This window comes from Oxalobacteraceae bacterium OTU3CINTB1, from assembly GCA_024123955.1.
In the GTDB taxonomy this organism is placed as follows: Bacteria; Pseudomonadota; Gammaproteobacteria; order Burkholderiales; family Burkholderiaceae_D; genus Rugamonas.
On the sequence record CP099652.1, the window covers coordinates 2,548,444 to 2,573,309 of the forward strand.

The following is a 24,866-nucleotide window of genomic DNA, read 5'->3' on the forward strand; positions in this document are numbered from 1 at the left end:
TGCTAATCTACAAATAATATTAAAAAAGTGAAGGGGCGCCGGCTCCGACGTACATCTTTGTGGGGACTACCGTGTCAGACGACGCAACGACGCTGGAACAAACTGCGGAAGGTGATTTGCCCGCGGCGATCGTCAAGCGCGATGACGGCATCTATTTCGATGCCGAGGCGACGGCGGTATCGTGCGTCGCCGCCGTCAGCCAGGTTTTCCTCGGCGGAGCCTACTTCGCGGGCCTCGACTACGCCGTCTTCACCAGAATGCTGTACAACTGCGGTCCCGAGCTGCCGGCCAACCTGGCCGGCAAGCCGCTGCTGCGCTTCGCCGACAGCATCGAGCCGTTCCACACCGTGCGCCGCGCCCTGTACAAGACCGTCAAGGTCATCGCCGGCGAGGCGGAATACTATTTCGAGCCGGTGTTCTTCGAGATCCCCGATATGCCGCCGCAACCGGCGCGCCTGAAGTTCGATGAATTCGTCGCCGACATGTGGGGCAAGGGCATCCGCTTCGGTATCGACGCGCCGGCCGTGCGCGACGTCATCGTCACCGGGCGCCTGGCGCGCACCATCGTCGCGCGGCGGCTCAACGTCGTGCCGGGGCGCGACGCTACCATCGTGGAAGTATCGCGCGACATCCACCGCAGCAACGCGCCGCGCGAGACGCCGGACGGCAAGCTCGATCTGCAGACCTTCCAGAACCGCTTCCCGCAGGTCAAACCCAACGTCAAGCTGCTGCGCAAGGTGCCGCGCACGCCAGGTGTGCGTGGTGTCGAATTGTCCGGCGCCGTGCTGGAACCGCCGGTGCCGCGCGATATCGAACTGACCTCCGTGGCCGGCGCCGGGACGGTGATTGAAAACCTGCGCGACGGCGAGTACCTGGTGTCGGCCGTCGAGGGATTCCTCAGCGTGGAACCGGGCAGCAAGCGCATTTCGATCGGCCCGAAGATCATCAGCCGGGAAGGGGTGAGCGCGCGCACCACCGGCAATCTGCAGCTGACCGGCGAGTACGAGGAATTCGGCGACGTGCAGGACCAGCGCTCGGTCGATGGCGGCAACATCACCATCCACGGCAACGTCTTCGGCAATATCAGCTCGCGCGGCGGCGACATTGTCCTGAACCGCAACCTGATGGGCGGCACCGCCGTCAACGCCGACGGCGCGATCCGCGTGAAGGGCGTGGCGTCGGGCGCCGTGCTGCAGACCAAAAGGGGCGAGGTGTCGCTGGCGCGCGCCGAGAGCTGCATCATCTCCGGCACGCGGGTGGTGATCGGCGAGGCAAGCAACTGCGAGATCATGGCCGACGAGGTGATCATCAAGGTGGCCGAGGGCTGCGCGATCGCCGCGCGCAAGATCGAGATCATTCATGCCGGCCCGCGCAAGCAAAGCGAGATGCTGCTGTACACGCTGGTGCCGGACATGACTAAGTTCGACAGCAAAATCGCCGAGCTGCTGCCGAAGGTGTCGCACGCGCTGCGCGATGCCGAGCAACGCAAGGCGGAAATGGACGCCATCACCGGCCAGCCGGATGTGCGTAATTATCTGAACCTGGCGACCCGGGTGCGCAAGCGCGAGGTGATACTGACAACGGAGCAGGAGCCGCTGTTCCACAAGATGGCGACGACGGTGGGACCGTCGCTGCGCGCGGTCGCCAGGATCTCGCTGGCGATCAAGGCCGCGCTAGCGCAGCAGGAGCAGGCGCAGGAAGAGGTCAACCAGGTGCAGCGCGAGAAAAACGCGTTGATGAACGGCTCGCGCTGCACCGTCCACATGCTGACCGGGGACGTATTGGCGCGAACCATGAGTTTCGTGCCGGACGGCCCGCCGCCCTACGACCGGCCGGCGAAGGAACTGAAAGCCAAGGTACGCGGCGCCGACGCCGGCATGACAAAAATCTTTTTTGGCCATGTAGGCCCGATCAACTGGGCGCCACCCGGCAACACGTGAATGACGCGGTATCCGGGAACACGTAGGGCGGATTAGCAAAGCGTAATCCGCCATGCACGCTCCGTCCGCGCCTCTAACCACGCCGCAATACCGCGACCAACTCCCGCACATGCAGGGGCAAGGCCGCATGATCGCGCACGCAGATCAGCAGCTTGCGATCCGCCCAATCGTCGTTCAACGCCACCACCCGCAGCGCCTCCAAATCCGCGCTACGCCGCGCGGCCATCTCCGGCAATATCGCCACACCGGCGCCGCTGGCAACCATCCTGCAAACCGCCTCGAAGCTGCGCAACCGGATCTTGCAATGCATCTTGCGCCCCAGCCGCGACGCCTGCTCGGCCGCGTACTGCTGCAAAGCGCTGTCGCCCGCCAAGCCGATGAAATCCTGATCCAGCGCATCGGCGAACAGCACGCCGCGCGGTTTGCCGCGCCCTTTGCCGATCCGCTGGGCCAGCGGATGTTTGCGCGCCATCACCAGCACCAGGGGATCGTCACGGAACGGCAAGGTTTGCAGCGCCGCGCTGTCGACGGCATCGGTGACGATGCCGATATCGGCGGCGCCGTCGGTGACGGCCCGCACGATGTCGCGGCTGAGCCTTTCCTCCAGATCGATGCTCAAGTGCGGGTGGCCGGACAGGAAGCCGGCCAGCGCCTCCGGCAGGAATTCGGTCATGGCCGAGGTATTGCACAGCAGCCGCACCTGCCTTTTCAGGCCCGACCCGAATTGGGCGAGGTCCGCGCGCATGTCGTCCAGTTGGCGGGCGATGGCGCGCGCGTGATGCAGCAGCGCGCGTCCGGCCTCGGTTGGCTCGGCGCCGCGCCGTCCGCGCTCCAGCAGCGCCAGGTTCAAGCTTTCCTCCATGCCGTGGATGCGGGCGCTGGCCGAAGGCAGCGACAGGTGCGCCAGCTTGGCGCCGGCGGTGATGCTGCCGCTTTCTGCGATGTGGACGAACAATTTAAGGTCGATCAGGTCGAAGCGCATGGTTCAGCCTACGGATAATGTGAAGTCACGCTAAGTATATTCCACATTCCCAGGCAAGCCGCCGGAGTGCAGAATAGCCCCCATGAATACATCGATAGTTTTTATCGCATTGGTTTTTGTGCTGGCCGGCCTGGTGAAAGGCGTCACGGGAATGGGCCTGCCGACGGTGGCGATGGCCTTGTTGACATTGACGCTGCCGCCGCTGGAAGCGGCGGCGCTGCTGATCGTGCCTTCGGCTGTGACGAATGTATGGCAGCTGGCCACCGGGCCGGCGCTGTATCCGCTCTGGCTGCGCATGCGGACCTTGCTGGTGGCCGTTTGCGTGGGTACGGCGGCGGGCGGATGGCTGCTGTCGTCGCCACCGCCTCCGTAAGACTTTGTCGCTTCCGGCGCGGCGGGCATGTCCAGCGGCGCCTGGGCCTCGGTGGTGCTCGGACTGGCACTGGCTGCCTACGGCGCGCTGGGTTTGAGCGGCTGGCGCGGACGCGTGGCGCCGCGCGCCGAGCCGTGGGCCGGGCCGCTGGCCGGTGCCGCCACGGGTGTGCTGGCCGGCATAACGGGAGTCTTCGTCATGCCGGTCGCTCCCTATCTGCAAGCGCTCAACCTGGAAAAGGACGATCTGGTGCAGGCGCTGGGATTGGCCTTCACCGTGTCGACCTTGGCGCTGGCCGTGGTGTTGACCTGCCGCGGAAACTGGCAGGTGTCGGCCGCAGGGGGATCGGTGCTGGCGCTGCTGCCCGCCGGCGCGGGCATGCTGCTGGGGCAGTGGCTGCGGGACCGCATGCCGGCTGCGGTATTTCGGCGTTGCTTTTTTATTAGCCTGCTGGCGCTCGGCGCCCACCAATGCCTGCGCGTGGCTATAGGGTGACTTTGCCGCGCAGCTGTTTGCGCTCGCCGTCTTTGGTTTTTCCATCCAGCCGGCGGCGCTGCGAGCCGCGGGTCGGCTTGGTGGCGCGCCGCACGGTGGGCAGCACCGCGATGCTGTCGACCAGTTCCTGAAGGCGCCGCAGGGCGTCCTCCTTGTTGGCTTCCTGGCTGCGCGACTGCTGCGCCTTCAACACCACCACGCCGTCCTTGGTGATGCGGCTGTCGCGCATGGCCAGCAGGCGCTCCTTGATATGCTCGGGCAGCGAAGACGCTACGATATTAAAACGCAGGTGCACCGCGCTGGAGACCTTGTTGACGTTTTGTCCCCCCGGTCCCTGCGCGCGGATCGCACTGAGCTCCACGTCATTCATATCTATTAAATTCGTCATTGGATTGGTCGCGCTCTTTGTCTCATTGTAGCAAACGGCCGCCGGCCGCCGGGCTAACGTTGATGCCAATCAATCCCGCACCAGAAGCGCGCGGTTAGGATGATTCATGCCTGTTACCGCACGTCAATAGACGAAAGGATGATCATGATTCTCTCGAAGATGCAAGCCCTGAATGCCAACGCCATGAACAACGGCGCGCGCTCGACCGACACCGGAGCGCAGCAGTATCTCGTGTTCCGGCTCGGCGGCCTGGATTATGCGCTGGACTTTAGCAAGGTGCAGGAACTGCGTCCGCTGAAGGAGCTGGAACGCTTCGCCTCGGACGGCGAGATTATCAGCGGCGTGGCCGTGTCGCGCGGCGTGATCATGCCGATCGTCGATATGCGCATCGCTTTCGGCCCGCGTCCGCCGGCGCACGATCCGCTGACGGATGTGATCATCCTCAAACTGTCGACCTGCGTGATGGGGATGGTGGTCGATGGCGTGACCGATATCGTGTCGTTGACGCTTGACGAGCTGCTGCCGATACCCGGCACCGGCACCGTCGCGGGCGGCGGCACGGCCCCGCCGGTGGATTACCTGCTGGGCCTCGGAGAGGTCGACGGGCGCCGCCTGATCGTGGTCGACATCGACAGGCTGATGTCGATCCGCAAAGTGCCGGTGGGCGCCCGCCAGGCCGCCTGAAGCTCGCGGTCAGGGATTGATCAGGCCAGCGCTTCGAGCTGCTCCTGCAATTCCAGCCATTCCGCTTCCAGCTGGCCCAGGTCCTTGGTGAAGAAGCTTTGATCGGCCAGCAGCTGTTTCAGCTTGGCCTTGTTGGCCGCTTCGTAGATCGAAGACTCGCCCAACTTGGCATCCACTTCGGCTTTTTGCGCGCTGCGCTTGGCGATTTGATCGTCCAGGCGTTTGATCTTTTGCTCCAGCGGCTTGCGCAGCGCGGCCAGGCGCTGACGGTCCTCGGCCTGCTGGCGCTTCTGGTCCTTGCTGGCGGCCGGCGCAGCGGCTGCCGTTGGCGCGGCCACCGGCGAAACCACCGGGAAGTCCGTCTTGTTGGCCTTGCCGGCGGCGGGCAGCACGTCGGTGCCTTTCCCCAGCTTGGTCTTGAACAGCCAATCCTTGTAGTCGTCCAAATCGCCGTCGAACGGCTGCAGCTTGCCGTCGGCGACGATGATGAATTCGTCGGTGGTGGCGCGCAGCAGGTGGCGATCGTGGGAGACCACGACCAAGGTGCCTTCGAACTGCGCCAGCGCTTCGGTCAGCGCCTCGCGCGTTTCCAGGTCCAGGTGGTTGGTCGGTTCATCGAGCAGCAGCAGGTTGGGGCGCTGCCAAACGATCAGCGCCAGCGCCAGGCGGGCCTTTTCGCCGCCGGAGAACGGCGCGATCGAGCTGGTCACCATGGTGCCCGGGAAGTTGAAGCCGCCCAGGAAGTTGCGCAGTTCCTGTTCGCGCACGGTCGGGGCGATCTTGGCCAGGTGCCACAGCGGCGATTCGTCGTGGCGCAGCATCTCCACCTGGTGCTGGGCGAAGTAGCCGATGTTAAGGCCCTTGCCGATGGTGGCGTCGCCGGTCAGCGGCGCCAGTTCGCCGGCGATGGTCTTGATCAAGGTCGATTTACCGGCGCCGTTCACGCCCAGCAGGCCGATACGCTGGCCGATCTGCAGCGAGAACTTGATGTTGTTGACGATCGTTTTGTGCGTGATGTCGCCGGTCGCTTCGTCTTCGATCTTGTAGCCGGCGTTGACGTCTTCCATCACCAGCAGCGGATTCGGAGCGCTGAGCGGCTCGCGGAACTCGAACGAGAATTCGGCGGCGGCGCGCAGCGGCGCCAGTTCTTCCATCTTGGCCAGCGCCTTCATGCGGCTCTGCGCCTGGCGGGCCTTGGAAGCCTGCGCCTTGAAGCGGTTGACGAACGATTCCAGGTGGGCGCGCTTGCGCTGCTGCTTTTCCAGCGCGCCGGCGGCCAGGATCATCTGCGCCGCGCGCTGACGTTCGAACGACGAGTAGTTGCCCGAGTAGCGTTTCAGCTTGCGCTCGTCGATATGCACCACCACGTTGACCACTTCGTCGAGGAAGTCGCGATCGTGGGAGATGATCAGCAGGGTGCCGGCATAGCGTTTGAGCCAGTCTTCCAGCCAGATGATCGCGTCCAGGTCCAAGTGGTTGGTCGGTTCATCGAGCAGCAGCAGGTCGGAAGGGCACATCAGCGCCTGCGCCAGATTGAGGCGCATGCGCCAGCCGCCGGAGAAGCTGGCCACCGGCTGCTGCATCTGGTCGAGCGTGAAGCCCAGACCGAGCAGCAGCTGTTCGCCGCGCGACTGCACGGTGTAGGCGTCGGCGTCGGCCAGCGCGCTGTAAATTTCGCCGATGGCGATGCCGTTTTCCGACGATTCGGGTTCCGACTCGAGGCGTGCCAGTTCCGCTTCCAGCTTGCGCAGGGTGACGTCGCCGTCGATGGCGTAATCGAGGGCCGCGCGGTCCAGCGGCGGCGTTTCCTGCGCCACGTAAGCGACGCGCCATTTGGCCGGGAAGTCGATTTCGCCCTGGTCCGGGTGCAGCTCGCCGCGCATCATCGCGAACAGGCTCGATTTGCCGGCGCCATTGGCGCCGATCAGGCCGATCTTGTCGCCCGGGTTCAGTGTGACATCGACTTGTTCCAACAGCGGCTTGGTGCCGCGCATCAGACTTACTTGTATAAAGCGGATCATTGGTTCTTGTACTTTAAAGAGGGTGTTACAGCTTCAGCTGGTCGGCGGTCAGCAGGAAGACCATGTCGTCGCCGGCGCTGGTGGTGAGCCAGGTCAGGCCCAGGTGGCCGAAGGCCGCTTCGGCGAATTCGCGCTCGTTGCCGATTTCGACGATCAGGATGCCGTCATCGGTCAGGCGGTCGGCGGCGCCGGCGACGATCTTGCGCACCAGGTCCATGCCGTCGCTGCCGCCGTCGAGGGCAATCTGCGGTTCGGCCAGGTATTCCTTCGGCAGCTTGGACATTGAGCCCGAATTGACGTACGGCGGATTGGTGATAATCAGGTCGTACTTCTTGTCCGGCACATTGGTGTACAGGTCGGACTGGATCAGCGTCAAACGGTCTTCCAGCTTGTAGGTGGCGACGTTTTTCTTCGCCACTTCCAGCGCGTCGGCCGAGATATCGACCGCGTCGACCTGGGCGTCGGGGAAGGCATCGGCCAGCATGATGGCCAGGCAACCGGAGCCCGTGCACAGTTCCAGGATGTTGGCGATGTTATCCGGCTGGTTCACCCATGGCGCGAAGTAGTCCGGGATCAGTTCCGCGATGAAGGAGCGCGGCACGATGGTGCGTTCGTCGACGTAGAAGCTGTAAGTGCCCAGCCACGCCTCGTTGGTGATGTAAGCGGCAGGCACGCGGTCGACGGTGCGGCGGTCGATCACCGCCAGCACGGACGCGACTTCCTCCGGCAGCAGGCGCGCGTCCAGGAACGGCTCCAGCTTGTCCAGCGGGAGCTTGAGCGTGTGCAGGATCAGGTAGGCCGCTTCGTCGAAGGCCTCTACGCTGCCATGGCCGAAAAACAGCTGTGCGGCGTTGAAGCGGGTGACGGCGTAGCGCAACAGGTCGCGCGGCGTGGTGAAGGGAGTCGTGTTCATGGTTATCTCGGTAAAACGGTAATCGGTTCGCGCACGCCGCGCGGGCAGCCGGCCGGTGAATCAGGCCAGCAGGTTTTCCAGTGTACGGCGATAGATATTCTTCAGCGGATCGACAAAACGCAGCTCGATATGCTCGTCGATCTTGTGGATACTTGCGTTGGGAGGCCCGAATTCTATCACTTGGGGGCAGATCTGAGCGATAAAGCGTCCATCCGAGGTGCCGCCGGTGGTCGACAGTTCGGTGTCCACGCCGGTTTCGGACTTGATCGCCGCCGACAGCGCGTCGCTCAGGGTGCCGCGCGGGGTCAGGAACGGCAGGCCGCTCAGCGCCCATTTCAGGTCGTAATGCAGATCGTGCTTGTCGAGGATGGCGTGCACGCGGCGCTTGAGTTCCTCGTGGGTGCTGGCGGTCGAGAAGCGGAAGTTGAAGTCGATGACCATCTCGCCGGGAATGACGTTGTTCGCGCCCGTGCCGCCGTTGATGTTGGACATTTGCCAGGACGTCGGCAGATAGTACTCGTTACCCGAGTCCCAAACCTCGGCCACCAGCTCGGCCAGCGCCGGCGCGGCCAGGTGGATCGGGTTCTTGGCCAGTTGGGGGTAGGCGATGTGCCCTTGCACGCCCTTGACCGTCAATTTACCCGACAGCGAACCACGGCGGCCGTTTTTGATCACGTCGCCCAGCGTTTCGTTGGAGGTCGGCTCGCCGACGATGCAGTAGTCCAGCGTCTCGCCGCGTTCCTTGAGCATATTGCAGACGATGACGGTGCCGTCGGTGGCCGGGCCTTCCTCGTCGCTGGTGATCAGGAAGGCGATCGAGCCTTTGTGGTCGGCGTGGGCGGCGACGAACTCCTCGCAGGCGACGACGAAGGCGGCGATCGAGGTTTTCATGTCGGCGGCGCCGCGTCCATACAGCTTGCCGTCGCGGTGGGTCGGGGTGAAGGGCTGCGAGCGCCATTGCTCGACCGGGCCTGTCGGCACCACGTCGGTATGGCCCGCGAACACCAGCAGCGGCGCGGTCGTGCCCTTGCGCGCCCACAGATTGGTTACCCCGCTCGATTCGATCACCTCGCAGACAAAGCCCAGCGGCGACAGCAAATCGATCAGGTGCTGCTGGCAGCCCTTGTCGTCCGGAGTGACAGAGGAGAGGGCGATCAGTTTTTCGGTCAGCGCCAGGGTCTTGGAAGGTGTCATGATGGAGGTAATAGTGGAAATCAGAGATTGAAAATTTGCTTGTACTGGGCGTCGGAGAAGCTGACGGCGAACGTGCCGTCCTTGTCCAGCACCGGGCGCTTGATCACCGAAGGGTTTTCCAGCATCAGCGCGATGGCCGATTCGTTATCCACGATCGAGGCCTTGCGCTCGTCGGAAAGCGCGCGCCAGGTCGTGCCTTTTTTATTCACCAGCACATCGCGCGACAGGTGTTTGAGCCAGCCGGCGACGATTTCGCGGGTCAGTCCCTGCTTCTTGAAGTCGTGAAAGGTAAACTCCTGCTGCTGGTCGGCCAGCCATACGCGGGCTTTTTTGACGGTGTCGCAGTTGGGGATGCCGTAAAGGGTGGTTTTCATGTGCGTGCGGTGTCGGGCGAAAGGCCGACAGAATACCATGGGCCGCAGGTGGAGGATACGGCGCCGCGCCGCGCGGATGCCACGCTGGTATAACAATTTGATATTGCTACTTATCGAATTGGCATTGGCGGTCGGCCGATACGCTGCCTAATATGGATCGGTTGTCGTACAACTACCAGGAGCCGTGGGATGGAATTGCCGAACAAGCCGACCAAAGAACAGATCCGTCAGTATATGAGCGAGCGGTTGACGCAACAGTGCTCGCCGCCGTCGAGCGGGGATATCCGCCGGCAGCTTGGTTGGGGTTTGGTGCCGTCCGTCGATGATTGCGTTCCGCCGGCCGACCCGCAGCCACGTCGCTGACCCGGGGTGTCCGTGTCAGGTGTTGAGCGTGAACTCGGTGAAGGACGCCTCGTCGGGAGGCGTCTTGGCCTCCGGTTCGGCCTTGGCGGCTTTGCTGTCGGGGCCATTATTCAGTAGCCACAGCAGGTTGGTGGCCGAATCGGCGTTGGCCAGCGCTTCCTCCTGGCTGATCAAACCATCCTGCACCAATTTGAGCAAGGCCAGTTCGAACGACTGCGAGCCGGGCGACAGGCTTTTCTCCATCGCTTCCTTGATCTGGCCGATGTCGCCTTTTTCGATCAGGTCCGAGATGTAGCGGGTATTGACCATCACTTCCACCGCCGCCGTGCGCGTGCCGCCGTTGATCGAGCGGACCAGCCGCTGCGAAACGATCGCCTTGACCGTCGACGACAGGTCCTGCAGCAGCGCGGCGCGGTTTTCGATCGGGTAGAAACTGATAATACGGTTTAGCGCGTTATAGCTGTTGTTGGCGTGCAGGGTGGCCAGCACTAGATGGCCCGACTGCGCGTAGGCCAGCGCCGCCGCCATGGTCTCCTTGTCGCGGATCTCGCCGATCAGGATGCAGTCCGGCGCCTGGCGCATCGAATTGCGCAGCGCGGTGGCGAAATCCTTGGCGTCGTTGCCGATCTCGCGCTGGTTGACGATCGACTTCTTATTCTTGAACAGGTACTCGATCGGGTCTTCGAGCGTCAGGATGTGGCCCGAGCGCAGTTCGTTGCGGTAGTCCAGCATCGAGGCGATGGTGGTCGACTTGCCGGAGCCGGTCGAGCCGACCAGCAGCAGCAGGCCGCGCTTTTCCATGATCAGGTCCGACAGCACCGGTGGCAGTCCCAGATCGGCCAATACGGGGATGGAGGCGGGGACGAAGCGGAAAACGGCGGAGATGGAGCCGCGCTGCTTGAAGGCGGACAGCCGGAAGCGGCCCAGGTTTGCCACCGATACGCCCATATTGAGCTCATTGGTGGCCGCCAGTTCGTCCATCTGCGCCGGAGAGGCGATTTCGGCCAGCATGGATTCGATGTTGCCCGGTTCGAGCTTCTGCTGGTTGATGGGAATGAGGTTGCCGTTGATTTTGATGTGTACCGGCGAATTCACCGCGAAGAACATGTCCGACGCGTTTTTTTCCTTCATCAGCTGGAACAGGCGGTCCATGGCCATGATGCGCTCCTCAAAATCACAGGCGTGCGGGTGCCGGCATGCCGGCACCCGCCGGGGACGCGTTTAGATACCGCGCAGCAGTTCGTTGATGCCGGTCTTGGCGCGGGTTTTGGCGTCCACGCGTTTGACGATGACGGCGCAGTACAGCGAGTACTTGCCGTCTTCCGATGGCAGGTTGCCCGAGACGACCACCGAACCGGCAGGCACGCGGCCGTAAGTCACTTCGCCGGTGGCGCGGTCGTAGATCTTGGTCGATTGGCCGATGTACACGCCCATCGAGATCACCGAATTCTCTTCGACGATCACGCCTTCGACGATTTCCGAACGGGCGCCGATGAAGCAGTTGTCTTCGATGATGGTCGGATTGGCTTGCATCGGTTCCAGCACGCCGCCGATGCCGACGCCGCCGGACAGGTGTACGTTCTTGCCGATCTGCGCGCACGAACCGACGGTGGCCCAGGTGTCGACCATCGCGCCTTCATCGACGTAGGCGCCGATGTTCACGTAAGAAGGCATCAGCACCACGTTCTTGGCGATGAAAGAGCCACGGCGCGCAACTGCCGGCGGCACCACGCGGAAGCCGCCCTTGGCGAAATCTTCAGGCGTGTAGTTGGCGAACTTGGTCGGTACCTTGTCGTAGAACTGCATGGTGCCGTCGGAAGGCATGACCACGTTGTTCTCCAGGCGGAAGGACAGCAGCACGGCCTTCTTGACCCACTGGTTGACAACCCAGTCGCCGCTGGTTTTTTCGGCCACGCGGATGGTGCCGGCGTCCAGGCCCGCGATCACGTGCGAGACGGCGTCGCGCAGTTCGGCGGCGCCGTTGGCCGGGTTGATGTTGGCGCGGTCTTCCCATGCCTGGTCGATGATTTGCTGGAGTTGTTGGGTCATGATTTGCTCAATTATGTGGTGATTATTTGTTGATGGACTTGCAGAATTGGACGATGCGCCGGGCGGCTTCCAGGCCTTCCTCCGTTTCGGCGACGAGCGCCATGCGGATGCGGTTGCGGCCCGGATTGGCGCCGTGCGCGTCGCGCGCCAGATAGCTGCCCGGCAGTACCGTGACATTATATTCGGCGTACAGGCGCTGCGCGAATTCGGTGTCCGACAGGCCGGTGCGGCTGACGTCCGCCCACAGGTAGAAGCCGGCGTCCGGCAGTTCCACCGTCAGCACCTCTTGCAGCAGCGGCGTGATGGCGTTGAATTTCGCGCGGTATTTTTCGCGGTTCTGTTCGACGTGGGTTTCGTCGTTCCAGGCCGCGATCGAGGCAGCTTGCACGGAAGGGCTCATGGCTCCGCCGTGATAGGTGCGGTACAACAGGAATTTTTTCAGCACGTCGGCGTCGCCTGCCACAAAGCCCGAGCGCATGCCCGGCACATTGGAGCGCTTCGACAGGCTGCTGAACACCACCAGGCGCGCGTAAGGCGTCTCGACCGTCGACAGGCCCAGGATGTGGGCCGCTTCCAGCGCGCCCAGGGGCGCTTGCTCGCCGTGGAAAATCTCCGAGTAGCACTCGTCGGCGGCGATGATGAAGTTATAGCGCTCGGACAGGGCGAACAGGTTCTCCCAGTCGGTCAGTGTCAGCACGGCGCCGGTCGGATTGCCCGGGGAGCACAGGAACAGCAGCGACACGCGTTCCCAGACCGAGGCCGGGATGCTGTCGTAGTCGCAGCCGAAATTGCGGGCCGGGTCGGAGTTGACGAAGTACGGCTCGGCGCCGGCCAGGTAGGCGGCGCCTTCGTAGATCTGGTAAAACGGGTTGGGACACACCACCAGCGACTTGGCCGCCGGATCGATCACCGTCTGCGCCAGCGCGAACAGCGCCTCGCGCGAGCCGTTCACCGGCAGCACCTGGGTGGCCGGATTCAGGGCCGGCAGGCCGTAGCGGCGCTCCAGCCAGCCGGCGATGGCGCCACGCAGCGCGTCCGAGCCGATGGTGGTCGGGTAGTTGGCCAGGCCGTCGATATTATCGATCAGCGCCTGCTGGATGAAAGCCGGCGTCGGATGTTTGGGTTCGCCCATGCCAAGGCTGATCGCCTTGTGGCTTGGGCTGGCGCTGACCTGCGAAAACAACTGGCGCAGCTTTTCGAACGGATAGGGTTGCAGCTTTTCGAGATGTGGATTCACGTGGCGGACCGGGTGCGGATCGTTGAAAAAGGAACGGCGTAGGTCAGGCATTATAGCGCCTATGGCGCGCCCGGGTCATTCGCGGCCTGGCCGCTTTGTCATCAGTGCCAAACAGTTAACATGGCGGGATTGCCAATCATGCGATACTCGTCGCATTGACAGCACACACAGTAATAAGAGGACGAATCATGGAGCTTTCGGCGGTGGAGCGGGACGAGATGGCGCTCGGTACAAGCGTCAGCCGGCGTGTGATGGCCGCGAGGCTGATCACGGGACTGCTGCAGGGCGTGCTGCTGTATTGGCTTTACCGCGCCGGCAAGGATGGCGTGTGGCCGGCCACGGCCCCGTATTTGGCGGTGCCGTTGATGATGCTGGCGCTGTTCCTGCCGGTGCTGCTGGTGTCCAGCATCGGCCATATGCCGGCGCGCAAGGCTGCGGCCTGGCTGGCGACGGCGTCGCTGGTCATTCTAGCGATGGCGCTGCACGACGCCTGGCGCGGCCACCATGGCTACCCGATGTTCGATAATTGGGCGGAGCGGCGCGTCTACTCGCCGTCGCAGATACTGGCGCTGTGCAGCGTTCCGTTTTTCTTCATTGCGCAGTCGCTGGTGCTAGCCGGCGTCCATGATCGACGCCGGGTGGCCGGTTACGGTACCTATTTCGAAATCGCGTGGAAGCTCGGCGTGCAGCTGTTGTTTTCGGTGTTCTTCGTCGGCGCGCTGTTCATGGTGCTGTTCATGGGTGGCGCGCTGTTCAAGTTGATCAAGTTGACCTTTCTCGAGGAGCTGCTCAGGGAGGCTTGGTTCAATCTGCCGGTGGTCTTCACCGCCTTTTCGTGCGCCATGCACATCACCGACGTGCGGCCGGCCATTGTGCGCGGCATCCGCACGTTGCTGCTGGTGCTGATGTCGTGGATCTTGCCGGTGGCGGCGATCATCGTCACCGGCTTCCTATGCAGCCTGCCGTTCACCGGCCTGCAGGCGCTGTGGGAGACGCGGCATGCCACGTCCGTGCTGTTGTCGGCAGTGGTGGTGCTGGTAGTGTTGATCAACGCCGCGTTCCAGAACGGGGAGGCGGTGGCCGGCGTCCAGACGATCGTGAGACTGAGCACACGCGCGGCCTGCATCCTGATCTTCCCGCTGACCGTCATCGGCATCTACGCGCTCGCGCTGCGGGTGGCGCAGTACGGCTGGACCACCGACCGCATCATCGCGGCGGCCTGCCTGCTGGTGGCCAGCTGCTACGCGATCGGCTACGCGTGGGCGGCGTATCAATACGACACCTGGCTGCGCCCCCTCGCGGCCGTCAATGTCGCGGCGGCCTTCTTGACGATCGCGGTGATGCTGGCGCTGTTTACGCCGATCGCCGATCCGGCGCGCATATCGGTCAATAGCCAGATGGCGCGGCTCGAGAGCGGCAAAACGGCGGTCGGCAAGTTCGACTTCCGCTATCTGCGCTTCGAGGGTGGGCGCTACGGCAAGGAAGCCCTGGAGCGGCTGAAACTGTGGTCCACCGGCTCCGACGCCGCATCGGTACGCCGGGAGGCCGCGCTGGTGCTCGCGCTGGCCGACAATCAGCGCTGGACCGGCATCAAGCTCGCGGCGGTGCCGATCTCGGTCGAGGAAAATGTCACCGCGTGGCCTGCGGGGGCCAAGCTGCCCGCCAGTTTTGTCTCGCAGAAGTGGGAGGCGGTCGTCGACGAAGCCAAGCCAGATTGCCTGAACAGCAAAAAGGGCCGCTGCGACGGCTTCATGATCGATATGACCGGCGATGGCATCGACGAAGTGCTTCTAATCGACGTCGGTAGCGGCGACAACGCGCTGATGGCCCAGCGCCCCGATGGCAGTTGGGCTTTGATCGGCACCATCAACTATCAATATTCGCGCTGCAAACCTCTGCTTGAAAAACTCAAAGCCGGCACCTTTAGCGTGGTTGAGCCCAAGGCTCGGGAACTGGAGGTCGCCGGTCAGCGAATAGGGCTGACCATGCTCCCCGTGTCGCCGGAAGCCGGCTGTAAGGCGATCAAGTAGCGCGGCCGCCTAGCGAGTCAGCCGCAGTGCTAAGTCAGCGTTGCGCCTGGCGCCATACCTGCTGGGCCACGCGCATCATGTTGCGGCCCATGACCAGGGCGGTGTCGGCGTCGCTCATGCCGACGTTGCGCAGCGCGGCGGCCAGTTCGCGCCACACTTCCGGCGGGGTGAAGGTTGGCGGTTTGTCGGCGCGGTACCCGGCCGATGCCGGCCACCAGTGGGCCGGATCGAATTCGCCCGGCGGCGTATCGTCCAGGCCCGCCTGCTGGAAGCACAGATCGAGGCCGATGCCGGCGTGCGCCACCCCTACCAGATCGGCGATATAGGCGACGTGGCGTGCGACGTCGTCCGCTCCAGGGTTGTCGGCGCCGACAAACCACGACAGGCCCGACACGCACACCACACCGCCGGTTTCGGCGCAGGCGCGGATTTGCTCGTCGGTGACGTTGCGCCCATGCGGAACCAGTGAGTAGGCGTTGGTATGGCTGAAAATCACCGGCTTGGACGACGCCGCCATGATATCGAGGCTGCACATGCGGCCCGTGTGCGAACAATCCATCAGTATGCCGGCATCGTTGATGGCGGCCACCATGCTGTGTCCGAGGGGCGTCAGGCCGCGCGGCAGGTCGTGGCAGCCGTCGGCCACAGTGTTGTTGCGGTTGTAGGCGAGGTGGATCTGGCGCACGCCCAGCTCCGCGTAAAGCGCCACCATCTCCGGCTGGTCCAGCAGCGGCATGGCGCCTTCGAGGTCGAAGGTGATGGCCATGCGGCCGTCGGCGGCCGCCTTGATGATGTCGTCCACGCTGGAGACCAGCGTATAGCGTTCCGGTTCGGCGGCGATGGTGGCGCGGTAGCCGGCGATCACGGACATGACCTGCGACACCGGATTCATATCGCCCCCCACGTTCAACGAGACATAGTTCACGCCGGCCGCGTGCAGCTTGCGCACGGGCGTGAAGTCGGCGTGCGGGTGCTGCGGAAGGCAAACGTGGGCGTCCCAGTTGATCATGGTGTTTTCTTTGTCGAAAAGCTCACTCTACCCGAGAACGGCGCCGCGTGCCAAGGGCTGGCGCTGCCGCATGCTTTATACTGTCGGCCAATTCACACGCTTACTTCATAGGCCAACATGTCATTTGCTTCGCTGGGCCTTGCTCCCTCCCTGATCAACGCGGTCACCGAAATCGGCTATCTGGAGCCGACGGCGATCCAGAGCGCCGCCATTCCCGCCATTTTGCGTGGCGAAGACGTGCTGGGCGCGGCGCAGACGGGTTCCGGCAAAACCGCAGCCTTCGCGCTGCCGCTGCTGCAGGCGTTGCTGGACAACCGCAGCGGTCCGCGCCAGCTGCATGGCCTGATCCTGGTGCCGACCCGCGAGCTGGCGGCGCAGGTGGGCGAATCGGTGCGCAAGCTGGCGTCACACCTGTCGATGCAGGTGAAGGTGTCGATCGTGTTCGGCGGCGTGTCGATCAATCCGCAAATGATGGCGCTGCGAGGCGGCGCCGACATCGTCATCGCCACGCCTGGCCGGTTGCTGGACCTGATCGACCATAACGCGTTGAAGATATCGCGCACGGCGATGCTGGTGCTGGACGAGGCGGACCGCCTGCTGGACCTGGGCTTCAGCGAGGAGTTGAACCGGATACTGGAGCTGCTGCCGAAGCAGCGCCAGAACCTGTTTTTCTCGGCGACGTTCCCGCCGGCGGTGCAGGCGCTGGCCGACAGCATGCTGAATCAACCGACCCGTATCGAAGTGCTGTCCGAGCCGTTGAGCAAGCCCGATATCGCCCAGCGCGCGATCATGGTCGACGTGTCGCGCCGTACCATGCTGCTCAAGCATCTGATCCAGGAGCAAAAGTGGAGCAGGGTGCTGGTGTTCGTCGCCACCAAGTACGCGGCGGAACACGTGGCCGACAAATTGAATCGCAACGGCATCCGCGCCGGCGCCTTCCATGGGGAATTCAGCCAGGGTGCGCGCACCGAGGTGCTGGGCGATTTCAAGGCCAGCCGCCTGCAGGTGCTGGTGGCGACCGACGTCGCCGCGCGCGGCATCGACATCGCGCGCCTGCCGGCGGTGGTCAACTACGACTTGCCGCGTTCCGCCGTCGACTACACCCACCGCATCGGCCGCACCGGCCGCGCCGGCGAGAGCGGTGTGGCGATCAGCTTCGTCAGCGCCGAGACCGAGCAGCATTTCCGTTTGATCGAGAAGCGCCAGGATATTCTGCTGCCGCGCGAGCGGGTCGCCGGCTTCGAACCGGTGGAGACGCTGCCCCCGCCGGCGGCCGGTTCGGTCACCGATACGGTCAACGGCGGCATCAAGGGCAAGCGCAAGAGCAAGAAGGACAAGCTGCGCGAAGCGGCTGCCCGTGAAAGCGACTAATTAGGTGGTACCAAAGTTTTCTAAATCACGTAGGGCGGATTAGGCGGCACGCCGCAATCCGCCAAGCGTTGCCCACGGCTCATGGCGGATTACGCTACGCTAATCCGCCCTACGGAATTCAACATCAGCCGCCGGTGCGTTTGGGGTTGTGGCCCTGTTTTTTCAGCGTTTCCATCACCAGGTCGCAGTGATCGCCCTGGATCTCGATCACGCCATCCTTGACGGTGCCGCCGGAGCCGCAAGCACCGCGCAGCTGCTTGCCCAGCAGGGCCAGGGCGATGGCGTCGAGCGCCAGCCCCTTGACCAAGGTGACGGTTTTGCCGCCACGTCCCTTGGACTCACGCGACACCTTGACGTTGCCGTCGCCCGCTGGCTTGGCTTTGGCGGCCGTCTTGCAGACGCAATCGGCCAGCGGCTTGCCGCAATCGGGGCAGATGCGGCCCGTCTCGGTCGAATAAACGAGGCGGGTGCTCATGGCTTGTCCTCCAGCAGTCGCGGCATCAGGATGTTGAAGAAGCGTTTTTGATCGGACGCCAGGCAGACCGCCGCATTCGGCTTGCCCGCTTCCTCGCGGGTGTAGCCGTCGTCGCTGACGACGATGCGCAGCTGCGTGGTGGGGCACGTTGCGGGATCGATCAGCCACGTCACCGGCACCACGTCGAACAGCGACGGCATATTGCTCGACCAGGGCTGGTAGGCGTCGATCCACTGGTGGTACATCAGCGCCAGCGCGTCCGTGACGGGCGAGCCGTGGCCGAGCAGCGCGTTGCGCTCCACTTCATCGAGGCGTATCTGCGTCGAGTCGAGCGGCATCATCACGATCGGCACGCCGGATGTGAACAGCTTTTGCGCGCCGCCGATATCGGAGGCGATGTTGTATTCCTTGTCCGCGGGCCGCGCCGGCACGTACTGCGATTTGCGGTAGCCGGCGCGCACCGAGCCGCCCATCATCGCCACCTGTTTCAGCTTGCCGAAAGTGGCGGGGTCGCGCTCGATGGCGGCGCCGACGTTGGTCAGCGGGCCAAGCGCCAGCAGCGTGATCTGGCCGGGCTGTCGTTTGATCTGATCCAGCAGGAAGTCCACCGCCGCCACCTTGGCCGGCAGCGTGCCGCGCCGGGCGTAGCGCGCCTGCGTGAACGGCTGTGGATTGCCGGTGCTGGCGATGCCCTGTGCGACAGGGATGCCGGAGTGGCCCGTTTCGCGCAGCATGCGCTCCAGCAGCTGCGCGCGTAGCGCGGTGTCGCCCCACGCGGTGGTGATGCCGACGATCTCGATCTCCGGGCTTTGCAGCAGCAGCGCCAGCGCGAAGGAATCGTCGATGTCGTCGCCGATGTCCATGTCGACGATGACCTTGATCTTGTCGGCGGAATGGGCCGGCGGCGCCAGCATGGCGCACGACAGCGCGATTATGGAGAGCAGGCCGCGCAGCGGTCGGGATAGGGAATAAGTCATTCGTAATCAGGTTTTATTGGTGATCAGGTCGATGCGGCGTTTGATGCGCTGGGCTTCGGCGGCGTCTCCGGCTTGCTCGGCGCGCATGGCCTGCACGCCCAGCCACGCCAGCAGCGGACGGCGCCAGCCTTGCGCCGATGCGGTTTCCACGGCGTCTGCCAGCACCGCCGGCGTGGCCTTGTTCGCGCGCAGCAGCACGCCGGAGGCGACCAGTTTAGATAGCGGGTCCGCGATCGCCTGCGCGGCGCCGGCGGCGGCCGTGTCGGTGGAGGCCAACGCTACCGGCTGGTGCTGCGCGGGCAGCAAGGCTGCATCGGCGGCGCCGGCGCGGCCGGAAAGATAGGCGGCGTAGGCGCGGTCTGCGGGGCTGGCGTCCGCCGCCAGCTTGTCGAAACCGGCGCAGTCCTCGAAAACGAGCGACGCCACGCGGGCGGCGCAGCGTATCAATTCGGCGCGGATGATCAGATCGACCTTGCCGGTGCTGCCCAGCGCGTCGCGGGCGCGTTTGTATTCGGCTTCCTCGACGCGGGCGTTGCCGGTCATGTAGGCGGCGGTGGAGCGCTCTATCGAGCTTTGGGCGTTCATTTGCCAGTCCGGCACCGGCGGGTTGTTGCCGCAGGCGGCCAGCAGGGCGGCCACGGACATGGCGGCGGCGATCAGCGGAGCGGTACTTTTCATGGCAGTTTAATCTCCGTATCGCGTTTGAACGGCCATTTCTTATTGATTTCGTTGACCAGTTGTTCGACCCGCCGCAGGCTGCTTTCCACCTCCGCGCGTAGCGTGCCCAGATCGGCGGTGGCTTCCTTGGCGTTGGCGCCGACGGCTTGCGCCTCCACCAGCACCGCGTCCATCTTTTTCAGGCTGTTGCGGGCGTCGGCCAGCAATCCGTTCAGCTGGACGATGGCGGCCTGCGCATCGGTCACCACGCCTTGCGGCCCGAAGACCTGGGTGTCCGCGTGGCCGATCAGGCTATCGGCCTTGGTGGCCAAAGCGTTGACCGTGACCAGCAGCTTGTTGGCGCGCTCGGTCAACTGCTGCGCATTTTTGTCGTCGCCTGCGATCAGTCCCATGGCGCCGGACGGTCCGTTGAGTTTTCCGGTCACGCCCTGGATGTTGGCCAGGCTGGCAGCGAGCGCGGAATTTTCCGCCGTTAGCGTGTTGAGGTTTTCCAGCAGGTCGCGCGCCGTGGCCAGCAGGCGCGGAATTTCGGCCCCCGGGTCGCCCACCAGCAGCGCGCGCGCTGCCCCTTCCTCCAGCGGCGGGTCGGCCGGAATGCCGGTGAACGCGCGCAGCTTGGCGCCGCCCACCAGCCCGCGCTCCAAGGTAAAGATGCTGGACTTGCGCAGCCAGTGCGCGTCGTCGCGCGGCACATCGACGACGATGCGGGCCTTGCCTTCCTTGCTCAATTCGATGCGGCGCACACGCCCGATCGGGAAGCCTGCGAAGGTGACGTCCATGCCGACGACAACGCCCTCGGAGTCGTCCGCCTCCAGGAACAGCGTTTGCGTTGATTCGAAGGCGCCGCGCGCGTACAGCAGATAGACCGCCGCGCCGGCCACCAGCAACACCATGATCACCAACAGCACTGCGGCTTTGAATTCGGCGTTGCGCACGGGCGGCGCGGTGTGGGTTGTTTGGGTTGGTTGTTCAGTCATGGTTTTTCGGGCTAACGCCGCTTAATAGTAGTTGCCCATCAATGAGGCCACTTCGATGAGGAGGATCATGGCGAACAGCCGCACCATGTCCGACAGGCCGTGCGTGACCTTGACGCGGTAATTGCCGCCGAAGTAGAACGAGGACGCCATCGGAATCAGGCCGACGGCAAAGCTGAAGAACACCACCTTCAGCACCAGTATCAGCGTGACGGCGGGGTTGAATACCTGGCCGACCACGCGCGTGTAGCCGGTCAGCGCCCAAGGCGTGAAACCGTACAACGTCAGATAGGCCAGGATCAGGGTCAGCACGCAGCTGACGGCGGCCAGCATCCAGACGGCGAAGACGCCGGCGGCGACGCGCGGGAAAAATTCGCCACTCAGTTCCTGCACCGTGGCGACGGTACCGGTGCCGCGCCCTTGCGAGAACTCCAGGCCGGCCGGTAAAGTGGTGCGCAAGGCGACGAAGGCGGCGGCGGTCAATGGAATCAGCTCCAGCACCAGCACCCGGACCACCATCTCCAGCGCGAAGCGCGACAGGCCGTAGCTGAGCGAGGTGACCACCACGATCCGGATCAGCACCAGGCTGACCAACGCGGACAACACGCCGAACCACGCCAGGTTGGGCACCGTGTCGGCCACCAGATGGCGCGCCAGCACGGGGCGGTTGGCGCGGCCGTAGGTGGCCGGCGTGAGTGCCACGGAGAGCATCAGCACCGCGAACTGCGCCAGCCGCCACCACGTCTGCAGCCAGTCCACCGCGCCATGGTGGAGCCGTTGCAATATGGATGGAGTCGATGCTTGTGCGTTCATGTTGGCATCTTAGCACCGGGACGGCGTGCGCAGGTGTTCGTCATGGTCTTCCTTACGCCGGCGGGAAGCTGTCGATGATGGCGTCGGCGGCGGCGCGCACGCGCGCGCTGCGACTCAAATCGCTGTGCATCACCAGCCAGACGTCGTAATGGTCGACCCGGTCCGGCCAGATGCGCGTGAGCTGTGGATCGCCGTCGGCCATGTGGCAGGGCAGTTCGGTCACGCCCATGCCCTTGCGCGCCGCCTCCAGCAGCATCAAGCCGCTATTGACCTCGATCGCGACGCGGGCATTGGTGATCGGCTCCAGGCAGATTTTCTCCCGGTGGCGCGGCGCCACCGCGTTTTGGTAGATCACAATGTCATGGCCCGCCAGGCCGTTGCCCGGTATCGGCATGCTGCGCTGCTTAAGATATCCTTGCGTGGCGTACAAACCCATGCTGCGTTTGGTGAGATGGCGCGAAATCAGGTCAGGGCTGGTCGGTTTGAGCGTGCGCACGGCCAGGTCGGCCTCGCGGCGCGTCAGGCTGGTGATTTCGGTGCCGGTGCTGAGGACGATGCGGATTTCCGGATGCGTCTCGTGCAGGCGGCGCATGGCGTCGATGACGAAATGGCTCGCCATCGTGTCCGACGTGGTCACGCGCACCACGCCGGAGAGACGGTTGTCGATGCCCTGCATTTCGCGCTGAAACCGCAGCGCCGCCTGCTCCATCGATTCGGCGGCGGTGACGGCCAGTTCGCCGGCCGGCGTGGCCATGTAGCCGGAGGGCGTGCGCAGGAACAGGCGCGCGCCCAGCGAATCCTCCAGCGCATTGAGACGCCGGCCGACGGTGGCCTGGTCGATATTGAGTTCTCCGGCGGCCGCGCGCAGCGTACCTTTGCGGTAGATGGCGAGGAAAATCCTGGCGTTGTCCCAGTCCATGGTCGGTCGGCCCGTCGATTGGAATGCATTTTTGCATCGGAGCGCCGATATTATGCGTATTTACTGCATCAGGCAAGCGGCCTAAGATGGATCGAATCTCGTTGAAGGACGCTCCATGACTACTCAATGCACCACCGGCCCGGTTGTTACCGCGCCCACCCGCCAGGTCCCCCCGCTGCTGATGCTGATGACGCTGGCCATCGGCTTTGTGATGGCGATGATCGATGTCACTGCGGTCAACACCGCCTTGTCCGATATCTCGGTCAGTTTGTCGGTGCCACTTACCGGACTGGTTTGGGTAGTGGACGGCTACACGCTGACCTTCGCCGCGCTGCTGCTGGCCGGCGGCGCGCTGGCGGACCGCTTTGGCCCGAAGAACGTCTATCAGGGCGGCCTGAGTGTTTTCATACTCGGTTCGGTGGCGTGCGCGCTGGCGCCGAGTGGCAATGCGCTGGTCGCCGCGCGGCTGCTGCAGGGGGCCGGCGCCGCGCTGTTCATGCCTAGTTCTCTCAGCCTGCTGACGCACGCCTACGAGGATCAGGGCACGCGGGCGCGGATGCTGGGCACCTGGTCCGCAATTGTCGGGTGCTCGGCGACCGCCGGTCCTCTCGTTGGCGGTTTGCTGGTCCATGCATTCGGCTGGCGCAGCGTTTTTTGGGTGAATGTGCCGATCGGCCTGGCCGGCATCGTGCTGACGCAGATGCTGGCGCCGGCCACGCCGCCGCATAGGCGCGCGTTGTCGATGTTGAGCCATGCGCTCGGTGTGGCGGCGCTGGCTGCGTTGAGTTTTGTGCTGATCGAGGGGCCGGTGCTGGGCTGGATGTCGGTGGCGGTGCTGGCGGCGGTTGTCGCCGCTGTGGTGTGCGGGGCGCTGCTGGTGGTGCGCGAGCGCACCGGCGCGCATCCGCTGCTGCCGCGCGCCTTGTTCGATACGCCGGCTTTTGCGGCGGCCAATGGGGTCGGGTTCCTGATCAACTTTGCGGTGTTTGGGCAGTTGTTTTTGCTTAGTCTATATATCCAGCAGGGCGGGGCCGACGCGCTGGACACTGGATTGAAGCTGATACCGATGATGGGGGCTTTCGCCATCGGAAATTTGACATCGGGTGCGATTGTGTCGCGGGTGGGTACGCGGCCGCCGATGTTATATGGTCTGCTGGTGGGGTTGGGGGCGGCGCTGGCGATGCTGGCCGGGCTGTCGCCGCAGACGCCTTATTGGTTGCTGGTGCTGGGGACTATCGTGATGAACGTCGCCATCGGGATCGCGATTCCGGGGATGACGGCGACGGTGATGCTGGTGGCGGGCAAGGCGCATGCCAACAGCGCCGCCGCCGCGTTGAACGCCAATCGCCAGATCGGCGCGCTGGTCGGCGTGGCGATGATGGGAACCGTGTTGCACGTGACGGGGGATTGGGCGTGGCGTTTGCCGGCGGCTTTCGCGCTGGTGTCGGCGGCTTACGCGGTCGCCCTGACCCTGGTGTATTTCTATGTGAAGCCGTTGAGTTCTCGTGGAGACACGTAGGGCGGATTAGCGAAGCGTAATCCGCCATGCATGTGCCGTCGGCGGCTCATAAAATGGCGGATTACGGCGTTCCGCCTAATCCGCCCTACGTGTCTCCGTCGTATATCATCTACCGTTGTGGATCAGACGTCACGATTCTTGCGCCACTCGATCATCTCCGCGATCGTCAGGATCGGCATCGCATGCAGCTCGGCGAAGCGTTCGATCTCGGCGCCGCGCATCATCGTGCCGTCCGGGTTCATCAACTCGCACAGCACCGCCGCCGGCTGAAGGCCGGCCATCGTGGCCAGGTCCACCGAGCCCTCGGTATGGCCTTTGCGCGCCAGCACGCCGCCCGGCGTCGCCCGCAACGGGAACACGTGCCCGGGATGCACCAGATCCCCCGGCCGCGCATCGGCGGCGATGGCCGTGCGGATCGTCGTCACGCGGTCGGCCGCGGAGACACCGGTGGTGACACCTTCGCGCGCTTCGATCGACACGGTGAAGGGCGTGCCGTATCGGCTGCCGTTGTCGGCGGCCATCGGCGGCAGCTCCAGCGCGCGCACCTTGTCGGCGCTCAGGCACAGACAGACGATGCCGCTGCATTCACGGATCATCAACGCCATCGATTGCACGGTGATTTTTTCGGCGGCGACGATCAGGTCGGCCTCATTCTCGCGGTCGAAATCGTCGAGCAGGATCACCGGCACGCCGGCGCGCATGGCCTCCAGAGCGGCGGCGATGCGGCCTTCCAGATCATCCGAAACAAGGGAGTAGGGGGATACTGCGGATACTTGGTCAAACATGGTGGAACGCTCCTCGCAATAGCGAAAAACGCAACAGGGCAAGCGAATACGCGCTGCCCGCCGCACCGATCGCTCGGGCGGCAGGCCGCGTCACCGCACATCTTCTTTCATCCGGACTATACCGTCGGCCCTGGAGTCGCACCAGATCTGCTGACCCTTTCCAATCGGCCGGAAAGGCGCTCGCGGGCTTGGCCATCGCTGGCCTTACCGCCGGTGGGGAATCGCACCCCGCCCCGAAGACGTAAGTTGGCGCCTGCCGGCCGGCAGGCGAACGAGGATTTTAGCCCAAATTAAGATTTTCAG

Annotated in this window: 23 protein-coding genes, 1 pseudogene and 1 riboswitch; of the genes and pseudogenes, 7 read left to right on the forward strand and 17 right to left on the reverse strand. The window is 64.3% G+C overall.

Annotated elements, in window-relative coordinates:
- Positions 1-71 precede the first annotated feature (71 nt).
- Complete coding sequence (locus tag NHH73_11105) at positions 72-1,940, forward strand: FapA family protein (GenBank protein ID USX28792.1); 1,869 nt, start codon at positions 72-74, stop codon at positions 1,938-1,940.
- A 73-nt stretch (positions 1,941-2,013) separates the two neighbouring features.
- On the opposite strand, the gene NHH73_11110 is transcribed toward NHH73_11105, so the two are convergent.
- The gene (locus tag NHH73_11110; GenBank protein USX28793.1) at positions 2,014-2,922 is read right to left on the reverse strand and encodes a LysR substrate-binding domain-containing protein; all 909 of its coding nucleotides are present in this window, start codon (positions 2,920-2,922) and stop codon (positions 2,014-2,016) included.
- Positions 2,923-3,004: 82 nt separating this feature from the next.
- Between NHH73_11110 and NHH73_11115 the strand changes: the two are divergent.
- Positions 3,005-3,790 (forward strand): annotated as a pseudogene (locus NHH73_11115) (sulfite exporter TauE/SafE family protein).
- On the opposite strand, the gene arfB reads toward NHH73_11115, so the two are convergent.
- Entirely contained in the window at positions 3,780-4,178 is a 399-nt protein-coding gene (gene arfB, locus NHH73_11120; protein ID USX28794.1) for an aminoacyl-tRNA hydrolase, read from the reverse strand. The pseudogene NHH73_11115 and the gene arfB overlap by 11 nt on opposite strands.
- A 183-nt stretch (positions 4,179-4,361) precedes the next feature.
- Between arfB and NHH73_11125 the strand changes: the two genes are divergently transcribed.
- A complete protein-coding gene (locus NHH73_11125) occupies positions 4,362-4,862 on the forward strand; it encodes a chemotaxis protein CheW (GenBank protein ID USX29609.1) in 501 nt (166 codons plus the stop codon).
- A 20-nt stretch (positions 4,863-4,882) separates the two neighbouring features.
- Here the strand turns inward: NHH73_11125 and NHH73_11130 are convergent, their stop codons facing one another.
- From NHH73_11130 to NHH73_11145, 4 genes are read right to left on the reverse strand one after another with little or no spacing between them, the layout of a single operon-like run.
- Positions 4,883-6,856 carry an ATP-binding cassette domain-containing protein gene (locus NHH73_11130; protein ID USX28795.1) on the reverse strand — a complete coding sequence of 658 codons (1,974 nt, stop codon included), beginning with the start codon at positions 6,854-6,856 and terminating at the stop codon, positions 4,883-4,885.
- Positions 6,857-6,908: 52 nt separating this feature from the next.
- Complete coding sequence (gene prmB, locus NHH73_11135; protein USX28796.1) at positions 6,909-7,796, reverse strand: 50S ribosomal protein L3 N(5)-glutamine methyltransferase; 888 nt, start codon at positions 7,794-7,796, stop codon at positions 6,909-6,911.
- A 60-nt stretch (positions 7,797-7,856) separates the two neighbouring features.
- Entirely contained in the window at positions 7,857-8,990 is a 1,134-nt protein-coding gene (dapE, locus tag NHH73_11140) for a succinyl-diaminopimelate desuccinylase (protein ID USX28797.1), read from the reverse strand.
- A 20-nt stretch (positions 8,991-9,010) separates the two neighbouring features.
- On the reverse strand, positions 9,011-9,364 hold the full coding sequence (locus NHH73_11145; protein USX28798.1) for an ArsC family reductase: 354 nt from the start codon (positions 9,362-9,364) through the stop codon (positions 9,011-9,013).
- A 189-nt stretch (positions 9,365-9,553) separates the two neighbouring features.
- On the opposite strand from NHH73_11145, the gene NHH73_11150 reads away from it, so the two are divergent.
- Complete coding sequence (locus NHH73_11150) at positions 9,554-9,727, forward strand: hypothetical protein (protein USX28799.1); 174 nt, start codon at positions 9,554-9,556, stop codon at positions 9,725-9,727.
- Between the two features lie 15 nt (positions 9,728-9,742).
- Here the strand turns inward: NHH73_11150 and NHH73_11155 are convergent, their stop codons facing one another.
- From NHH73_11155 to dapC, 3 genes are all read right to left on the reverse strand, one after another.
- Complete coding sequence (locus tag NHH73_11155) at positions 9,743-10,885, reverse strand: PilT/PilU family type 4a pilus ATPase (protein USX28800.1); 1,143 nt, start codon at positions 10,883-10,885, stop codon at positions 9,743-9,745.
- Positions 10,886-10,948: 63 nt separating this feature from the next.
- The gene (gene dapD, locus NHH73_11160; protein ID USX28801.1) at positions 10,949-11,776 is read right to left on the reverse strand and encodes a 2,3,4,5-tetrahydropyridine-2,6-dicarboxylate N-succinyltransferase; all 828 of its coding nucleotides are present in this window, start codon (positions 11,774-11,776) and stop codon (positions 10,949-10,951) included.
- Positions 11,777-11,798: 22 nt separating this feature from the next.
- Entirely contained in the window at positions 11,799-13,013 is a 1,215-nt protein-coding gene (gene dapC / locus NHH73_11165; protein USX29610.1) for a succinyldiaminopimelate transaminase, read from the reverse strand.
- Between the two features lie 188 nt (positions 13,014-13,201).
- Here dapC and NHH73_11170 point away from each other — a divergent pair, with 188 nt between their 5' ends.
- Entirely contained in the window at positions 13,202-15,043 is a 1,842-nt protein-coding gene (locus NHH73_11170; protein ID USX28802.1) for a DUF4153 domain-containing protein, read from the forward strand.
- Positions 15,044-15,077: 34 nt separating this feature from the next.
- Here NHH73_11170 and NHH73_11175 read toward each other — a convergent pair whose 3' ends face one another.
- Entirely contained in the window at positions 15,078-16,052 is a 975-nt protein-coding gene (locus NHH73_11175; GenBank protein USX28803.1) for a dipeptidase, read from the reverse strand.
- Between the two features lie 117 nt (positions 16,053-16,169).
- Between NHH73_11175 and NHH73_11180 the strand changes: the two genes are divergently transcribed.
- The gene (locus NHH73_11180; GenBank protein USX28804.1) at positions 16,170-17,423 is read left to right on the forward strand and encodes a DEAD/DEAH box helicase; all 1,254 of its coding nucleotides are present in this window, start codon (positions 16,170-16,172) and stop codon (positions 17,421-17,423) included.
- A 124-nt stretch (positions 17,424-17,547) separates the two neighbouring features.
- Here NHH73_11180 and NHH73_11185 read toward each other — a convergent pair whose 3' ends face one another.
- The 6 genes from NHH73_11185 to NHH73_11210 are packed head-to-tail and all read right to left on the reverse strand — an operon-like array spanning position 17,548 to position 22,259.
- The gene (locus tag NHH73_11185; GenBank protein ID USX28805.1) at positions 17,548-17,898 is read right to left on the reverse strand and encodes a translation initiation factor Sui1; all 351 of its coding nucleotides are present in this window, start codon (positions 17,896-17,898) and stop codon (positions 17,548-17,550) included.
- The gene (locus NHH73_11190; protein USX28806.1) at positions 17,895-18,875 is read right to left on the reverse strand and encodes a nucleoside hydrolase; all 981 of its coding nucleotides are present in this window, start codon (positions 18,873-18,875) and stop codon (positions 17,895-17,897) included. Before NHH73_11190 ends, NHH73_11185 begins: the two co-directional genes overlap by 4 nt.
- A gap of 6 nt (positions 18,876-18,881) precedes the next feature.
- Positions 18,882-19,553: a hypothetical protein gene (locus NHH73_11195; protein USX28807.1), complete on the reverse strand. Its 672-nt coding sequence runs from the start codon at positions 19,551-19,553 to the stop codon at positions 18,882-18,884.
- Positions 19,550-20,530: an MlaD family protein gene (locus NHH73_11200; protein USX28808.1), complete on the reverse strand. Its 981-nt coding sequence runs from the start codon at positions 20,528-20,530 to the stop codon at positions 19,550-19,552. Before NHH73_11200 ends, NHH73_11195 begins: the two co-directional genes overlap by 4 nt.
- Before the next feature lie 21 nt (positions 20,531-20,551).
- Positions 20,552-21,340 carry an ABC transporter permease gene (locus NHH73_11205; protein USX28809.1) on the reverse strand — a complete coding sequence of 263 codons (789 nt, stop codon included), beginning with the start codon at positions 21,338-21,340 and terminating at the stop codon, positions 20,552-20,554.
- Between the two features lie 52 nt (positions 21,341-21,392).
- Positions 21,393-22,259 (reverse strand): LysR family transcriptional regulator, encoded by an 867-nt coding sequence (locus NHH73_11210; protein ID USX28810.1) that lies wholly within the window; start codon positions 22,257-22,259, stop codon positions 21,393-21,395.
- Between the two features lie 115 nt (positions 22,260-22,374).
- Between NHH73_11210 and NHH73_11215 the strand changes: the two genes are divergently transcribed.
- Positions 22,375-23,778, forward strand: coding sequence for an MFS transporter (locus NHH73_11215; protein ID USX28811.1), 1,404 nt, complete (start codon positions 22,375-22,377; stop codon positions 23,776-23,778).
- A 122-nt stretch (positions 23,779-23,900) separates the two neighbouring features.
- Here the strand turns inward: NHH73_11215 and ribB are convergent, their stop codons facing one another.
- Positions 23,901-24,563 carry a 3,4-dihydroxy-2-butanone-4-phosphate synthase gene (gene ribB / locus NHH73_11220; GenBank protein ID USX28812.1) on the reverse strand — a complete coding sequence of 221 codons (663 nt, stop codon included), beginning with the start codon at positions 24,561-24,563 and terminating at the stop codon, positions 23,901-23,903.
- 95 nt (positions 24,564-24,658) lie between these two features.
- Positions 24,659-24,808, reverse strand: a riboswitch (FMN riboswitch).
- Positions 24,809-24,866 lie beyond the last annotated feature (58 nt).

Bases quoted from the DNA above. Each gene is read 5' to 3' on its own strand.
- NHH73_11215 (USX28811.1), top strand. From the start codon at position 22,375: ATGACTACTCAATGCACCACCGGCCCGGTTGTTACCGCGCCCACCCGC.
- NHH73_11150 (USX28799.1), top strand. From the start codon at position 9,554: ATGGAATTGCCGAACAAGCCGACCAAAGAACAGATCCGTCAGTATATG.
- NHH73_11155 (USX28800.1), bottom strand. From the start codon at position 10,885: ATGGCCATGGACCGCCTGTTCCAGCTGATGAAGGAAAAAAACGCGTCG.
- ribB (USX28812.1), bottom strand. From the start codon at position 24,563: ATGTTTGACCAAGTATCCGCAGTATCCCCCTACTCCCTTGTTTCGGAT.
- arfB (USX28794.1), bottom strand. From the start codon at position 4,178: ATGACGAATTTAATAGATATGAATGACGTGGAGCTCAGTGCGATCCGC.
- NHH73_11205 (USX28809.1), bottom strand. From the start codon at position 21,340: ATGAACGCACAAGCATCGACTCCATCCATATTGCAACGGCTCCACCAT.
- dapE (USX28797.1), bottom strand. From the start codon at position 8,990: ATGACACCTTCCAAGACCCTGGCGCTGACCGAAAAACTGATCGCCCTC.
- prmB (USX28796.1), bottom strand. From the start codon at position 7,796: ATGAACACGACTCCCTTCACCACGCCGCGCGACCTGTTGCGCTACGCC.
- NHH73_11180 (USX28804.1), top strand. From the start codon at position 16,170: ATGTCATTTGCTTCGCTGGGCCTTGCTCCCTCCCTGATCAACGCGGTC.
- NHH73_11145 (USX28798.1), bottom strand. From the start codon at position 9,364: ATGAAAACCACCCTTTACGGCATCCCCAACTGCGACACCGTCAAAAAA.
- NHH73_11195 (USX28807.1), bottom strand. From the start codon at position 19,553: ATGAAAAGTACCGCTCCGCTGATCGCCGCCGCCATGTCCGTGGCCGCC.
- NHH73_11200 (USX28808.1), bottom strand. From the start codon at position 20,530: ATGACTGAACAACCAACCCAAACAACCCACACCGCGCCGCCCGTGCGC.
- NHH73_11210 (USX28810.1), bottom strand. From the start codon at position 22,259: ATGGACTGGGACAACGCCAGGATTTTCCTCGCCATCTACCGCAAAGGT.
- dapD (USX28801.1), bottom strand. From the start codon at position 11,776: ATGACCCAACAACTCCAGCAAATCATCGACCAGGCATGGGAAGACCGC.
- NHH73_11125 (USX29609.1), top strand. From the start codon at position 4,362: ATGAACAACGGCGCGCGCTCGACCGACACCGGAGCGCAGCAGTATCTC.
- NHH73_11130 (USX28795.1), bottom strand. From the start codon at position 6,856: ATGCGCGGCACCAAGCCGCTGTTGGAACAAGTCGATGTCACACTGAAC.
- NHH73_11110 (USX28793.1), bottom strand. From the start codon at position 2,922: ATGCGCTTCGACCTGATCGACCTTAAATTGTTCGTCCACATCGCAGAA.
- NHH73_11185 (USX28805.1), bottom strand. From the start codon at position 17,898: ATGAGCACCCGCCTCGTTTATTCGACCGAGACGGGCCGCATCTGCCCC.
- NHH73_11175 (USX28803.1), bottom strand. From the start codon at position 16,052: ATGATCAACTGGGACGCCCACGTTTGCCTTCCGCAGCACCCGCACGCC.
- NHH73_11190 (USX28806.1), bottom strand. From the start codon at position 18,875: ATGACTTATTCCCTATCCCGACCGCTGCGCGGCCTGCTCTCCATAATC.
- NHH73_11170 (USX28802.1), top strand. From the start codon at position 13,202: ATGGAGCTTTCGGCGGTGGAGCGGGACGAGATGGCGCTCGGTACAAGC.